The organism is Paenibacillus sp. ATY16 (genome assembly GCF_003399985.2).
GTDB classification, from domain to species: domain Bacteria; phylum Bacillota; class Bacilli; order Paenibacillales; family Paenibacillaceae; genus Pristimantibacillus; species Pristimantibacillus glycanilyticus.
Genome location: NZ_NMOK02000015.1, coordinates 72,384 through 85,310 on the forward strand (window position 1 = coordinate 72,384; position 12,927 = coordinate 85,310).

Below are 12,927 nucleotides of genomic sequence, written 5' to 3' on the forward strand. Positions count from 1 at the left end.
CCGTTGGCCACGTTTTCCCGATGAGTGGAACGTTATAACCTGCAATGAAAACGCAAAGAAGTAGCATCGTTATAGCATCGGATATCTTTCCTCGTTTGCGCAACAGAACAAAATATACAACGCCATAACATAGAGAACTGACAAAAATAGCCATATTAAACATTTACGACTCCTCCTGTATGGATGTTGTCATGCCGGATTTTTCAAACAGAACGGTGACGTGAACTTGGATCGGAATCATGGGGTAAAGCGTCTCCCAATCCTTTTGCATTGTTCTCCATGCTTTCGAATGATACTGACTGTAATAATCGGAGAAACCAAGAACATCGATTTTCAATTTTTTTTGAAAAAAAGCCAAACTCTTATTTATTTTTTTCTCCAAATGTCTGGAGGCCGCTTGCTCCATTTGTAATATAACGCTCGAATCACCGATATCGGAATCTTCGTTCACATCCTCCAAGGAAGCAGTGTATTTCAGATAAACACTCATTTTAGGGCTTCCATTCTGAACATCGCCATGGATTTCCAAATCTTTTTCATGAAATAATGCCGAAAATTCCGATCCGTTCTTCGAATGAATGACATCATTGAATTCTATATCTTTCCAGACTTTTCTTTTAGACAAAGTGTTAAAGGTCAATACGTCGTTACCCTCCACCCATCCTGCAAACTTCTGTTTGTATATCACTGCTCCCCCGGTCATAATGAGAGACTTTTTTTTACTTGTTTCCGATGATTTGATCATTATTCTGCCTGACACGAACCCCCGATTAGGATTCTCGAATAAATCCACGAAATCTTTAATCGTTAACGCTACTTCTTGACCGGACAGCTTATTATTACGGACTTGGCCCAGCAAGTCGTTGGGTAACATATCACCGGATTCCGTACCGAGCTTAAGTTTGTCGGAGGCTTGTCCTGGCGCGATAATGGGATATGCAGTTAGCCGAAATTCTCTTTTTCTCGATAAGTAGTCCACCACCTCGTAAAGAGCATGTCTTGCTGCGCTTTCGCTGATGATGAAGAATTTATTATGCTGGAATATCAAATTCTTCCCAACGCGCGACCGCATTTTTCTTGCGGCATCCAACGGTGTTGTGCCGGTGGCGCTTGAAACCCATTGGGTAAGTGTCGAAGTCTTCTCCTGACTTGTATTCGAGGGCATGACGCAAAAGGCGCTGAACGAAAATTTTTTCGTTTCGGCATTGTAGTCAATTGCTGTTGCTGTCACCAGAGCAATATCGCTAATTTCGTTTACGTCCGGTGAACATCCTGCGATTGAAACCACACAAAAGCACGCTAAAATAAGACGAGCTATGTTTCTAAGACTAATCCCATTCCTTCCCTTGAAAATAATGAGATTGTTGTCTAGAGGGTGCATCGAGTTCGCTCCTTTCGTGTTTCAATCTTGCTCTGTACCTGATTGGAGGCAAGAAGATTTTTTTTATTGATTTCCGATAACCTTCCGAACCGATCGGATCAAGAAACAGCACCCCACAAAACCGTAGGGAGCAAACGTGGAAAATGATAATAAACATTCCTATGGATAATCCGAACATCCCAGTAAGAGCCGTTAGGAACATTAACGGGAAACGCAACAAGCAAAGTGCAATAGACGTACTGTAGTAAGGGATTGTAAAGGAAGCAAGTCCCGTCATCGCAATGACAATTACCATTGGACGAGAAACGATCCCGGATTGCACGGCTGCTTCCCCGATGATTAGCGCTCCTACGATACTGACGGATTGTCCCATAATGCGAGGAAGGCGCATACTCGCTTCCCGCAGCACCTCGAAAGCGACCTCCATAATCAATGCTTCAATGAACGTTGGGAAAGGAATCCCCGCCTTAGCGGATAGAAACGTGATTAACAACGGAGTCGGAATCATCTCAAGATGGAACGTAGTCAATGCTATGTAGAATGAAGGACCGATTAATGAAACAATCAATGTAATTAATCGGATAATACGCAAAAAATTAGCAAAGTAAAACCGTTCAAATTGGTCCTCGCTGGGATGGAGCATTTCAAAAAACGTGCTTGGGGTAATAAGGGCATTCGGCGTACCGTCCGTCAAAATGACAATTTTGCCCCTAGTCATCGCCGTGACGACGCGATCAGGTCTTTCCGTATTCAGTACTTGCGGGAATGGCGAAAACGTGCTGTCTTGTATCCATTCTTCGATCTGCATGCTGTCAGACAGCACGTCTAATTGAATGGCATCCATTCGTTGTTTGAGCTCGTTCAACACTTGGGGATCGGTTCTGTCGTCAAGATAGAGAAGCATCACTTTCGTTTGGCTGTCTTTACCGATGACAAACGATTTCGCTTTCAATTGCGGCGACTTTATCCGCCGCAACACCATACCCAAGTTTTTTTGTAAGTCCTCAGTGAAGGCTTCGCGTGGGCCGCGAATGTTAAGCTCAACCTGCGGTTCGTCGATGGCCCTCGTCTCGAAGCCGGGCAATTTCATGGCGTAAGCCTCGACATGCCCGTCGATGATCAATACGAAATTGGCGTCAGCAATATGGTTTATGATTTCTTCGATCTCTGAGAGAATGGTGACATCGCCAAGTGTATGCAGCGAATCCAATAAGACTTCTCCAGCGAGCCCACTGTTTTCACGTAAATCCATATTCATTTTTCGAATAATGAATTGGTTTAATCGTTTTTCATCCACGAGCGAATTCATATAGATGACCACGGCTTCATCGTTGGTATCCGATTTCCCTATATTTTGGAAGGTGAACAATTCGTTGCCGGAATAAAGACGCTTCAGTTCTTGCAAATTTATGCTGGTGGACGCATGCAATGAATTCATTACCATTCTCCCTTTCCTATCCCCCCAGTATGTCCTTAATATGGCATTTGATTCGCTATTGACGCATGTGGGAAAGCACAAAAACCTGTTCAATGTATTGAACAGGTCTGCATCAAAATCATTGAAGAATGAGATCAGCACGTATCTCCAATTCCTGAATATCGGAGGATGGTCTGCTTCAGATTTTCTTTATTTTGAAAGCCATGTAGTTTTTCTACTTGGTATCCGTCCTTAAATAGCATGAAAGTCGGAGTGTTCGTTACGCCATATGTCGAGGCAAGTTCTCCTTCTTGCTCAATATCAACTTGAACAAGTGTTGCTTGATGTCTTACTTCATCGGCTAGCTCCTCTAGTATAGGAAGTTCTTTTTGACAAGTTTCACATTCGGATTTAAAAAAGCTCACTAGTGTAATTCCATGATCTATTTGTGCTTGGAAATTTTCTTTTTTTAATGGAAATACCTTCATTAGTTCTCCTCCTGTAATGGACGCTAGTGACGCTCAAAAATCAAGCTTGTAATGCAATTTATACAATTCTCAATTCTTTCCGGATTTATACGGACTTAATATCCAAATCAATTGGGCAACGTCAAGACGGATGTTGTGGAACTTTGCCAAAGCTGATTTGTAATTTAGCATACAGACCTTTCGGAAAGTTCCCGATATAATTTGAAGTGTTCCCGGGAAACTTAAAATAAATTGAGCTTAAAAGGAGAAATTATAATGAATTCAAAAGAACAGAGCGTAATTATTGCTCGCTTTCAATTAAAGCCTAACTCAGATAAACAAGCCTTTTTTGATAATCTAAAGCCACTGTTTGATACCATGTCAAAAGAACCGACATTTGTAAATGGAATTGTTCATGAGAATGTTGACAATCCGGATGAAATTGTCTTCTATGAAATTTGGAACTGTTCGAAAGAGACTTGGCTGGCAGAAGAGGAATCGAAGGCTTATCGTCAAGGTCCTTATACGAAGGCAGCAGAGTTTTTATTGGGAAGGGAGCTTAGCTTCTACACACCGACAGCTGAGTGGGGAACTACGATTACGGTAGGCAAACATTTTTCTTGAAACAGAGAAATGAAGTTATATGAATAATTGATTAAATCCCCTCCAGTTCATGTTGAGTTTACAAGAAACTCACCATGAACTGGAGGGGATTTTTTATGGCGCTTGCTCTTTCCCGAGTTATGTAAGAATCATCCTCACTGCGAACAGCAGCAAGGTGCCGCACATGATGCGAATCAGCAGCACGCTGCTGATCCGTCGCGATATTCGTGCGCCGATCCAGCCGCCAAGCAGCGCTCCCGGGGCCAGAGACAATACAAGCAACCAGTCCCATTCACCGCGGATCAGATGCATGCCGCTGCCGAACAATGCCGAGACGAAGATAACGGCCATTGAGGTAGCCGTAGCCATATGCGGCGGGAAGCGGAACAAAAGTAGCATGGTGGGAATAAGTAATATACCACCGCCGATGCCGAGCAATCCGGCAATTAAGCCGACGGCCCCGCCAATTAACAATGCCGGTAACACGTTATAACCGTATTCTTGCTCCACTCCAGCGCTATCGGTGTATTTCCGCACATAACGCCAGTTACCGGTATAAGGTTTGATTTGTTTTCGAAACAGAAGCAGCATGACCATGAACAGCATGAAATACCCGAATGCTCGCTGGAATACTTCCGGATCGAACAGCGAGGTCAGGCTTGCGCCCAATACTGATAACGGACCGCTTGAGATCGAGAAGAATAACGCACTGCGAAGGTCGACTTTTCCCTCCTTTACAAACGTTAGCGTTGATGTAAACGATGTAAACACGAGCGCACCGAGCGATACGCCAACTGCCAGTGACGTGTCTATGTTCTTACCGAGCATGGATGGGCCGAGCAGGAGCAACGCGGGTACGATTACAACCCCTCCGCCTAAACCCACAATGGCACCAAATGTCGAAGCGATTAAACCAAGCATGAACATCACTAGCATCGCAGGGACATCCCACGACATTAATATTGGATACACTCACTTGCACCTCGTGTAACTCTCAATTTTTAAACGAATAACCGTCTTTAGTTTCCTCAAGTCATACAGAATCCATTATTGTGAACGAAGCGGCGCTTTATACGCTACTGCTAAAGATTACAATCACGTCAATTCATTCATTGCCTTTTCAATATGAATCATGATCATTTTTCTGCTGGTTAAGAGTATTCCTTCGTTGGATAGTTCTTGTAAGGTAAGCGATACAGCTTCTCTTGTAGCACCAATCATATTAGCCAGCTCTTGATGTGTTAGCGGTATATCGATCTTTAGGTATCCGTCTTCTTCAATACCAAATTTATTGGAAAGTCTGTTGAGAAAGTAAAGTACTTTTCCTCGAAGATCTCTAAAAACCAGTTTTTCAATTAATTCATCCTGAAGTCGCAATCGCTTACTTATTTCGGATAAGAAGGGTAAAGAAAGCTCTGGATATTTGGTAATAAGAAGCTCGAATTGTTCATTCGGCATTCTATAGAATGTCGTTCCCTCCAGCGTTTCTGCATAAGTTCCTTTATTCCCTAAAGAGAACGAGTCAACTTCGCCAAACACTCCCCCATCGTCAAGAATGCAAACCGTATATTCTTTACCGGCTGAGTTGGTTTTATAGAATCGAACTTTACCGGAAATGATGAAAAACAAACCATTTTTCTCATGACCAGGTGTTTGAATGATGTGGTTTTTCGGCTTCGTAATCAGATTTGAATCATTCATGCCCTGATCCATCACATCAATTATTTCCGACGAAAGAGATTCGAATGACTTAATTTGCGACATGCTGAATTTAGCTTCCATATGCTTCGTTAGTTCCCGATAAAAAGTTTTTTTTCATTTTGAAACCCTCCTGTGCCATCATAGCTCAGCAAGCTGAATCTCATCTGTAATCTAGATTACAAAAGGAACGAAAAGCAGCCCCCGCATTGGGAGCTGCTATGTTTTGCTTTCTTACTTTCTTCACGAGTAGGTTAGTTCGAGTATTTCCGCTACTTTCAAGGGTGAGATGGAAATCGATTTTCTTCCCGTTTGAATAATATTATTCCTCTCAAGAGTCTTCAAAATGACAGAAACCGCTTCGCGAGTAGCGCCTACCATATTCGCTAAATCCTGGTGTGTGATTGGCAAATCGATTCTTATATTCCCCTCATCTTCGACTCCAAATCGTTCGGATAGCTTGAATAATAAATGAAGTATGCGCTCTCGGACATCACCAAGGGCTAACTTTTCAAGCATCTCATCCTTATCCTTAAGAACTTTACTCAATTCCGTTAACATTTTCATAGCAAGCAAAGGCCGCTCAGCAAGGAATCCTTCAAAATTTTGTTTAGACACCGAACAGATCAACGTTTCATCCATGGTCTCGATGTAATAACCATTCGTTCCAAACGAAAATGTTTCTATTTCACCGAAGATATTACCCTTACCTAAAATGACCACCGTAAATTGCTTACCTTCCGGAGTAATTCTATATAAACGTACTTTTCCTTCTTTAATAAAATACAATCCGTCTTGGGCAGTATCAGGCTTCTGTATGATACTCCCTTTAGGGACAGTATTAAAATGTGTCATTGGGGATATATGATCTAGTTCATCTAAGTCATCGGGAGTCAGTACATCAAATATACTCATTTGTGATAAGTAATATCGTTTATCTAACATTCCGAGATGCCCACCTCCTGAATTCTGTATAGATCATCTCAAATCTGAACAATAATACGACAATCGAATCCATTACGCCCTCTCAAATTGTGCGAAATCGCAGTTTTATTGCTTAGTTTTTCCCAAAAAAAAATCACTAATCATAATCACTTTGTTGTACCTTCCAAGCTAGGAACACCAAGAAATTTCATGATTACGTTCAGGTGGCGATGCCCCATCTCGAAAGAGGCAAAGTCAGAACCAGGCGACAATACACTGCCGCTTGCTTGAATATGAACCGCCTTTTTGTGTTCCAATAATCCAACCGGGCCTTTGCCTGGGACATACTGGAATGTCTTCCCCGCTACGCAGATAAAGTTGGATCAAGTTAATATGACTCCCTCAATATTAGAATGTTCTTGCAAGTTTCCATGCTTGTTGAATGGCATTCTCTTTAATTTGACGAGCCTGATCTGCCGCTGCCGCCATGCCTTCTACGAATATAGCGTCAAAGCTAGGAACACCGATGAATTTCATAATGACGTCCAGATGACGGTGCCCAATTTCAAATTCAGCATAATCGGAGCCCGGGGACAGTACGCTTCCACTAGCTTGAATGTGGATGGCTTTTTTGTTGTCCAGAAGACCTACAGGACCATTTTCCGTGTATTTAAACGTTTTTCCAGCGACGCAAATCGAGTCAATGTATGCTTTCAATACTGGAGGATAAGAGAAATTCCAAGTCGGGTTAACGAATACATATTTATCTGCTTCTACGAATTGATCAACCAGCTCGCCGAGTCGAGCGACTTTCGTTTGTTCCGCGATCGTTAGTTCATTGAATGCCGTCTCGGTTTCCAACTTCTCCCAAGCACTAAATACGTCAGCATCGATGCGCGGGATATCCATCTTGAACAGGTCAAGATGAACAATATCGTCGTTCGGATTGGCTGCTTGGTATGCTTCAAGAAATTGTTTGCCAACCGCCAAGCTATACGAAGCCTCGGTTTCATTCGGATGTGCGGTGATATACAAAACTGTAGACATAATCTTAATCCTTCTTTCTAATATATTTTATAAATAAACGTCAAATCCAATTTAACCCTTATCGATCAACGCAAAAAAAAAACGGATCGGCTGAACGCCATCCGTTTCATCTGTTTTAATAATTTCTCACTAAAATCCATAAACCCGACGAAAAAATGATTTGATTAATCTAGAAACCGTGAAGCTCTCTTCTTCGAGGACAAAGTGCCCGCCGCATAAAAGCACGAGTTCGACACATGTTAGTTCCCTTGCGAGCGAATATGCCCCCGCCAAGGTGAAAATAAAATCGTTTTTGCCCCAGGCGATCAAGGTTGGAGGCTGATAGGTCCGTAAATACTGTTGCCATTTCGGGTACTGCTCCACGTTATTTCGGTAATCATAGCCTAATGCCAACTGAATAGCGCCATTGCCCGGCCGATCGAGGAAATATTGGTCCATTATATAACCATCCGGACTAATTCGAAAAAGATCGCACGCACCAAAGGTATATTGTTTCTTGGTGAACTCAGCATCAACAAGCGTGGCAAACTTGTCCTTGTTCTCTGGACTAGGATCTGCCCAAAGCGCCTTGAATAAATCAAATGGTTGTCCAAGCCCTTCAGCATGCGCAACTGCGTTCTGGATCACAAAGCCTAGTACCCGCTCCGGATGACGGATAGCAAGCCTGAAACCGACAGGACCACCGTAATCATGACAATATAAAATATACTGAGTAATGCAAAGTCCATTAATCAATTGTTCTATTACCAATGAAAGATGTTCAAACGTATACGAGAACTCATCCACTGAGGGCATGCTGCTGTTTCCATATCCGGGATAGTCTGGTGCAATGACATAATAGCAATCGGCCAGTAGCGGTATCAAATGCCGAAACATATGGGAAGAACTCGGAAATCCATGAAGAAGAATAATCGCCGGGTTCCGCGGATTTCCTGCTTCGCGAAAGAAGACTTCTATCCCTTCGATGTTCATTTTCTTATACTGCACAGCCAAGGACATCTATAGCTCTCCCTCCTTGCAAGTTCAACCGTCATAGTATGAATATGAACAGATCGCCCATCTGAGACCTTGAATAGCGTTTCTTACTGATACTACTCTAGGAAATTGGAAGGCAAATAACGAATATCGCGGCTGCTGCCGATATTTAAGACTCGATCGGTCTCATTGTAATGGAGGTCGCCATCTCCCGAATAAAACCAGGTTTTCTGCTGAAGCCCATTCTCAAGCTCGTCAAAAATAAACACATTCAGTTCTTGTCTCCACTTTAGCAACTCAGCTATTTCCGGTTCCAACTCCGCAGGAAGATAGACGGCTATCTGCTTTCTGCCTTTATCTAGTGCCTTCACTACAAATTGAATTTGCGGGTTAGCATCAGTATCTACGAACGTCCTCCCGCCTACAGCATGCTTGATCAAAAATCTGGCCATTATGGCTCCTCCTTAAGGCAAGTCTATCAACATAAAGAATGTTTCATCTGCTTCTTGTACTCCTTCAAGCTTCAAAACCGTTTCATTCACGAGGCGCGCGGAATCCCGTCTGGACAGCAGCGTCCTTGCATCGTTCGTGCCGGTTACCTCTAGCCGTCCTTCAATGACGAACAAAAATACCCTTCTTCCCGGTTGTTGTTTAAATGACACCGTTGAGCCAGCTTGCAGTTTACTTAGATAAACAGTCATATCCTGATGCAATTTTGCAACCGAATGTTCGACCGAATTGCTAGAAGCGATCGGCAGCAACCGTCCGGGAAGCAAGCTCGGATCATACTTCGTTGTCTCATAAGATGGCGCTAATCCTCTTCTTTCTGGCTCGAACCAGAGCTGAAGCAGCGTGACATCTTCGGTATCCGAAGGATTATGTTCGGTATGCACCACTCCAGTGCCAGCAGACATTCGCTGAACGCCACCAAATGTCGTCACCATCACGTTTCCTAAGCTGTCCTCGTGACGGAGCGCTCCATCAAGAACAATTGAAAGAATCTCCATGTCGCTATGCGGATGTGCGCCAAAACCACGTTTTGGAGAAATCGTATCATCGTTCAGGACCCTTAACGGGCCAAACGCGGTATTCTCCTCATCGAAGTAATTACCGAATGAAAAGCTATGGCTGCCTTTCAGCCAACCCAGATCGAAGGAATGTCTCGATTCTGCGGGGTATACGTTAATCATTACGCTCTCTCCTTGTGTTTACATTTTTACTGAATCGAAATGGAACAGGATCATTCCTCTACAACAGGTGCCGATCCTCCGTACGCCGGGATATGAAAATCAGGCAGGGAGCTGTAATTAGTCTCCTCTGCCTGAACTGAAAAACGATTATCCGTATGATTACGCGTTTGTGATTTGACTTCCCCATTCACCCTTAGGTTCAAGCCAACTAACATTTCTATCAACGATTAAATCGCTTAGAGTTCCTTCGTAGTTCTTACGATATGGCTTGGTGAATTCCTCTGCAATCCAGCTGTCTCTTGTGCCTTGCCATGTTTCATAAATGACTAAATCATCAGGCTGATCCAGATCATCGGAGACGATAGCGCTGATGAATGATTTCTCTGATGACATTTCTTCGATAAGGGAAGATAACGCCTTGCGGAATTCTTCCTTTTTCCCTGGTTTTGCTTTGAAGCGAATATTTAGTTGAACTTGTTGATTGGACACGATGACTCCCCCTATTCCTGTTCCATCGTTTTTGTTTATTGATCTTTTGAAGGTGAATCTAACTTACTCAAATATTCCCTAATTTGAGCTGGAGTTTTTGCAAACTTGCTGTGCAAGTGATCCAATTTCTCACCATTCTTGAATACAAGCAAGCTTGGTATTCCTCTAACGTCATACTTTTCTGCGAGCGTCTCGAATTGTTCCGAATCGACGGCGAAGAAGGCTTTGTCGCTATTTTCACTGATGATATTTCCGATAAAACGATCAAGATTTTTGCAGTCCGGACACCAGGTTGCGTCGAACTTCATAATGGTATAGCTATCTTGACCGATTTGTTCTTGGAATTGCGCTTCATTTTCAATCCTATTCATTGTGCATCCCTCCTTGTTATGTGCTCATCTTAGCGCAGCTTACGACATATTTCTGTAATTTAAGTTACAGTTCATAAATCCAACCGATGTTCAAACATTCCCCAGTCTCCACCGATCAGTTCGAAATCTTTTGAAATAGATCATTCAAGGATTCGCTCATCGAAGGATGCGTAAACATATGATCCCTTAAGAAGGTATAGGGCTGTCCGGTTACCATTGCGATTTGAACGATATTTATCATCTCGTGAGAGTCGGCACAAAACAACGTACAGCCTAGGATTCGATCCGTTTGTGCATCGACGACCGCTTTTAAGAGTCCCTCCGTCTCTTCGCTCAATTTGGCTCGAGGTATGGCTGCGGCCGGCAAGAGTGCAATTTTCACTTCATGTCCAGATGCGACAGCTTCTTGTTCAGTTAATCCTACACGAGACAACGGCGGGTCGATAAAGACGGAATAAGGAACGAATTGTCGGTCTTGAGTTGTCCGACGTTTGTTTCCATACAAATGGTCCATGATGATCCGTTGATCATCCAACGAAATATATGTGAACTGTAGCCCGCCTACTACATCACCCATCGCAAAGATGTGAGGGACAGTTGTTTGCAAACGCTCGTTTACTTGGATTGCGCCTCGTTCGGTAATCGCAATTCCAGCGTTAGAAAGTTGCAAACCATCAATATTCGGTTTCCTACCCGTTGCAACCAAGACAACATCCGTTGTTTCCTGCCGCTTTTGATCGGCTTCTGCATATGTAACGATTGCGGCATGTTCCACATCTCTCACGGATTCAATAGTTGCGTTGTTATGGAATGTTACTCCTTTTTTCTCTAATGAGCTTCGCACGGCTTGCGCAATATCTCGATCTTCCCTTTCGAGTAAGTCGCGATGCGAATCCATAACGATAACCTCGGAACCAAAACCGGCATACATGGAAGCGAATTCTAATCCGATATAACCAGCACCAATAATAACGAGGCGTTTTGGAAGAGCAGTCTGTTCCATTAATGAAGTACTAGTGTAAACATGTTTGCTTTCCTGGATCCCATCAATTTCGGGTATGACAGTAGTTGCTCCAGTATTAATGTAAATTTGCTCGCCGTGCAGCATCACATTGCCGGTCTCCGTTTGTACGGAGATTTCATGCTGAGATGCAAAAGAAGCTTTACCCGTATAGAGTGTTACTGTTTCTTTCTTATCGAGGTTTTCGAAGTTTTTTTGCCGCATGGCAGCGATCAACTCCGTTTTTTTGTTAATGGCTGAACGGTACTCACTGGCTTGATCCTCGAAACTCGATAGTCTCTTCAACTGGGAAAGCTTTGAATGATGCACCAACGCCTTTGTCGGAATGCAGCCGATATTAATACAGGTGCCCCCGTACATCATCTTGGACTGTTCGATCACTGCAACTTTCTTGCCTCGGTCAGCCAAAGCTGCGGCCAACGTTTTCCCGCCTTTTCCGAAACCAATAATAATTGCCTCGAAATGCTCCACATGAGTCCTCCTCTTTCCATTCGCTATCGAGTAATATTTCCTCTATTCAATTGCTGCATTCATCATAATGCATCATATTTTCGGCTTCTGCAGACCAAGGAATGTGGGAGATTACATAAAATTTGTTTCTCGTAAAATAGATTACAGAACCGAAAGAACATTACGGCTATAATATCGAACATGAAAGGAAGCTTATATCGGGTCAGAACCGAAATATAGCACAAAATACAATACACATTATGGAGGAAAACAACTATGTCGACGTTTTTAGATGTTATGGGACCACGTATCAAACTTTTGACTGATTTAGCGGAAAATCGGGAGTACAGCCTTATGGAAGCGGAAGTTCCGCCAGGTGTGGTCGTTCCAGTTCATAGTCACGATGACCACGAAACCTTTGTCGTTCTCAAGGGTCAACTCGAAGCTTTTACAAATGACAGCTGGCAAACCGTTCATGCTGGACAAACGGTCGATATTCCGGGCCACGTGAAGCACGCTTGGAGAAATTCCACGAATGAAACCGTCAAATTGCTGGTCGCCTCGACTGCGAAAATGGGAGATTTCTTCGTTGAAATCGGCCGTCCAGCTGATACGATTCAACCAGGTCCTCCTTCGCCGGAAGTTTTGCAACATTTTGTTCAAGTCGCTATCGCTTACGGTTACTGGCTTGGAACACCGGATGACAATGCAACAATTGGAATCAAATTGGGCTAAGCACACGAGCAGGCGAATTCTCGCTCAGATGCCGCTTTAGAATAAAAATAGCGATTGAACAGAAGTTTCCTGTTCAGTCGCTATTTTTTTGAGATTACTTTAGTTCTTAGAGGTCGTATATTCAAGAGAGTCCACCTTATTAATTATCAGCATAAATTC

16 protein-coding genes are annotated in these 12,927 nt (G+C 43.2%); 2 read left to right on the forward strand and 14 right to left on the reverse strand.

What is annotated here, in order from left to right:
* Positions 1–163 precede the first annotated feature (163 nt).
* The 3 genes from CFI03_RS08750 to CFI03_RS08760 form a co-directional block, all read right to left on the reverse strand.
* Positions 164–1,381: a Ger(x)C family spore germination protein gene (locus CFI03_RS08750; RefSeq protein ID WP_248757047.1), complete on the reverse strand. Its 1,218-nt coding sequence runs from the start codon at positions 1,379–1,381 to the stop codon at positions 164–166.
* Positions 1,329–2,819 carry a spore germination protein gene (locus CFI03_RS08755; RefSeq protein ID WP_248757049.1) on the reverse strand — a complete coding sequence of 497 codons (1,491 nt, stop codon included), beginning with the start codon at positions 2,817–2,819 and terminating at the stop codon, positions 1,329–1,331. Before CFI03_RS08755 ends, CFI03_RS08750 begins: the two co-directional genes overlap by 53 nt.
* Positions 2,820–2,953: 134 nt before the next feature.
* Complete coding sequence (locus CFI03_RS08760) at positions 2,954–3,286, reverse strand: thioredoxin family protein (RefSeq protein ID WP_248757050.1); 333 nt, start codon at positions 3,284–3,286, stop codon at positions 2,954–2,956.
* Positions 3,287–3,541: 255 nt separating this feature from the next.
* On the opposite strand from CFI03_RS08760, the gene CFI03_RS08765 reads away from it, so the two are divergent.
* Positions 3,542–3,889: a putative quinol monooxygenase gene (locus tag CFI03_RS08765; protein WP_210664426.1), complete on the forward strand. Its 348-nt coding sequence runs from the start codon at positions 3,542–3,544 to the stop codon at positions 3,887–3,889.
* Between the two features lie 117 nt (positions 3,890–4,006).
* On the opposite strand, the gene CFI03_RS08770 is transcribed toward CFI03_RS08765, so the two are convergent.
* From CFI03_RS08770 to CFI03_RS31310, 11 genes are all read right to left on the reverse strand, one after another.
* The gene (locus CFI03_RS08770; RefSeq protein ID WP_248757052.1) at positions 4,007–4,804 is read right to left on the reverse strand and encodes a sulfite exporter TauE/SafE family protein; all 798 of its coding nucleotides are present in this window, start codon (positions 4,802–4,804) and stop codon (positions 4,007–4,009) included.
* A 159-nt stretch (positions 4,805–4,963) separates the two neighbouring features.
* The gene (locus CFI03_RS08775; RefSeq protein ID WP_248757054.1) at positions 4,964–5,650 is read right to left on the reverse strand and encodes a Crp/Fnr family transcriptional regulator; all 687 of its coding nucleotides are present in this window, start codon (positions 5,648–5,650) and stop codon (positions 4,964–4,966) included.
* Positions 5,651–5,809: 159 nt separating this feature from the next.
* Positions 5,810–6,511 (reverse strand): Crp/Fnr family transcriptional regulator, encoded by a 702-nt coding sequence (locus CFI03_RS08780; protein WP_248757055.1) that lies wholly within the window; start codon positions 6,509–6,511, stop codon positions 5,810–5,812.
* 146 nt (positions 6,512–6,657) lie between these two features.
* Positions 6,658–6,864 (reverse strand): NAD(P)H-dependent oxidoreductase, encoded by a 207-nt coding sequence (locus CFI03_RS08785; RefSeq protein WP_349292467.1) that lies wholly within the window; start codon positions 6,862–6,864, stop codon positions 6,658–6,660.
* A gap of 34 nt (positions 6,865–6,898) precedes the next feature.
* Positions 6,899–7,537 (reverse strand): NAD(P)H-dependent oxidoreductase, encoded by a 639-nt coding sequence (locus tag CFI03_RS08790; protein WP_248757056.1) that lies wholly within the window; start codon positions 7,535–7,537, stop codon positions 6,899–6,901.
* 129 nt (positions 7,538–7,666) lie between these two features.
* Complete coding sequence (locus CFI03_RS08795; protein ID WP_248757057.1) at positions 7,667–8,536, reverse strand: alpha/beta fold hydrolase; 870 nt, start codon at positions 8,534–8,536, stop codon at positions 7,667–7,669.
* 92 nt (positions 8,537–8,628) lie between these two features.
* On the reverse strand, positions 8,629–8,964 hold the full coding sequence (locus CFI03_RS08800; protein WP_248757059.1) for a hypothetical protein: 336 nt from the start codon (positions 8,962–8,964) through the stop codon (positions 8,629–8,631).
* Between the two features lie 12 nt (positions 8,965–8,976).
* Positions 8,977–9,702 (reverse strand): pirin family protein, encoded by a 726-nt coding sequence (locus CFI03_RS08805; protein WP_248757061.1) that lies wholly within the window; start codon positions 9,700–9,702, stop codon positions 8,977–8,979.
* Between the two features lie 159 nt (positions 9,703–9,861).
* Positions 9,862–10,191 (reverse strand): putative quinol monooxygenase, encoded by a 330-nt coding sequence (locus tag CFI03_RS08810; RefSeq protein ID WP_248757063.1) that lies wholly within the window; start codon positions 10,189–10,191, stop codon positions 9,862–9,864.
* A 35-nt stretch (positions 10,192–10,226) separates the two neighbouring features.
* A complete protein-coding gene (locus CFI03_RS08815; protein ID WP_248757064.1) occupies positions 10,227–10,562 on the reverse strand; it encodes a thioredoxin family protein in 336 nt (111 codons plus the stop codon).
* Between the two features lie 115 nt (positions 10,563–10,677).
* The gene (locus tag CFI03_RS31310; protein ID WP_248757065.1) at positions 10,678–12,054 is read right to left on the reverse strand and encodes an FAD-dependent oxidoreductase; all 1,377 of its coding nucleotides are present in this window, start codon (positions 12,052–12,054) and stop codon (positions 10,678–10,680) included.
* Between the two features lie 255 nt (positions 12,055–12,309).
* On the opposite strand from CFI03_RS31310, the gene CFI03_RS08825 reads away from it, so the two are divergent.
* Positions 12,310–12,768: a cupin domain-containing protein gene (locus tag CFI03_RS08825; protein WP_248757066.1), complete on the forward strand. Its 459-nt coding sequence runs from the start codon at positions 12,310–12,312 to the stop codon at positions 12,766–12,768.
* The last annotated feature ends 159 nt before the right edge of the window (positions 12,769–12,927 follow it).

What these genes read in the sequence shown, in the direction of transcription:
- CFI03_RS08750 (WP_248757047.1), bottom strand. Translation starts at nt 1,381, where the DNA reads ATGCACCCTCTAGACAACAATCTCATTATTTTCAAGGGAAGGAATGGG.
- CFI03_RS08755 (WP_248757049.1), bottom strand. Translation starts at nt 2,819, where the DNA reads ATGAATTCATTGCATGCGTCCACCAGCATAAATTTGCAAGAACTGAAG.
- CFI03_RS08760 (WP_248757050.1), bottom strand. Translation starts at nt 3,286, where the DNA reads ATGAAGGTATTTCCATTAAAAAAAGAAAATTTCCAAGCACAAATAGAT.
- CFI03_RS08765 (WP_210664426.1), top strand. Translation starts at nt 3,542, where the DNA reads ATGAATTCAAAAGAACAGAGCGTAATTATTGCTCGCTTTCAATTAAAG.
- CFI03_RS08770 (WP_248757052.1), bottom strand. Translation starts at nt 4,804, where the DNA reads ATGCTAGTGATGTTCATGCTTGGTTTAATCGCTTCGACATTTGGTGCC.
- CFI03_RS08775 (WP_248757054.1), bottom strand. Translation starts at nt 5,650, where the DNA reads ATGGAAGCTAAATTCAGCATGTCGCAAATTAAGTCATTCGAATCTCTT.
- CFI03_RS08780 (WP_248757055.1), bottom strand. Translation starts at nt 6,511, where the DNA reads ATGTTAGATAAACGATATTACTTATCACAAATGAGTATATTTGATGTA.
- CFI03_RS08790 (WP_248757056.1), bottom strand. Translation starts at nt 7,537, where the DNA reads ATGTCTACAGTTTTGTATATCACCGCACATCCGAATGAAACCGAGGCT.
- CFI03_RS08795 (WP_248757057.1), bottom strand. Translation starts at nt 8,536, where the DNA reads ATGTCCTTGGCTGTGCAGTATAAGAAAATGAACATCGAAGGGATAGAA.
- CFI03_RS08800 (WP_248757059.1), bottom strand. Translation starts at nt 8,964, where the DNA reads ATGGCCAGATTTTTGATCAAGCATGCTGTAGGCGGGAGGACGTTCGTA.
- CFI03_RS08805 (WP_248757061.1), bottom strand. Translation starts at nt 9,702, where the DNA reads ATGATTAACGTATACCCCGCAGAATCGAGACATTCCTTCGATCTGGGT.
- CFI03_RS08815 (WP_248757064.1), bottom strand. Translation starts at nt 10,562, where the DNA reads ATGAATAGGATTGAAAATGAAGCGCAATTCCAAGAACAAATCGGTCAA.
- CFI03_RS08825 (WP_248757066.1), top strand. Translation starts at nt 12,310, where the DNA reads ATGTCGACGTTTTTAGATGTTATGGGACCACGTATCAAACTTTTGACT.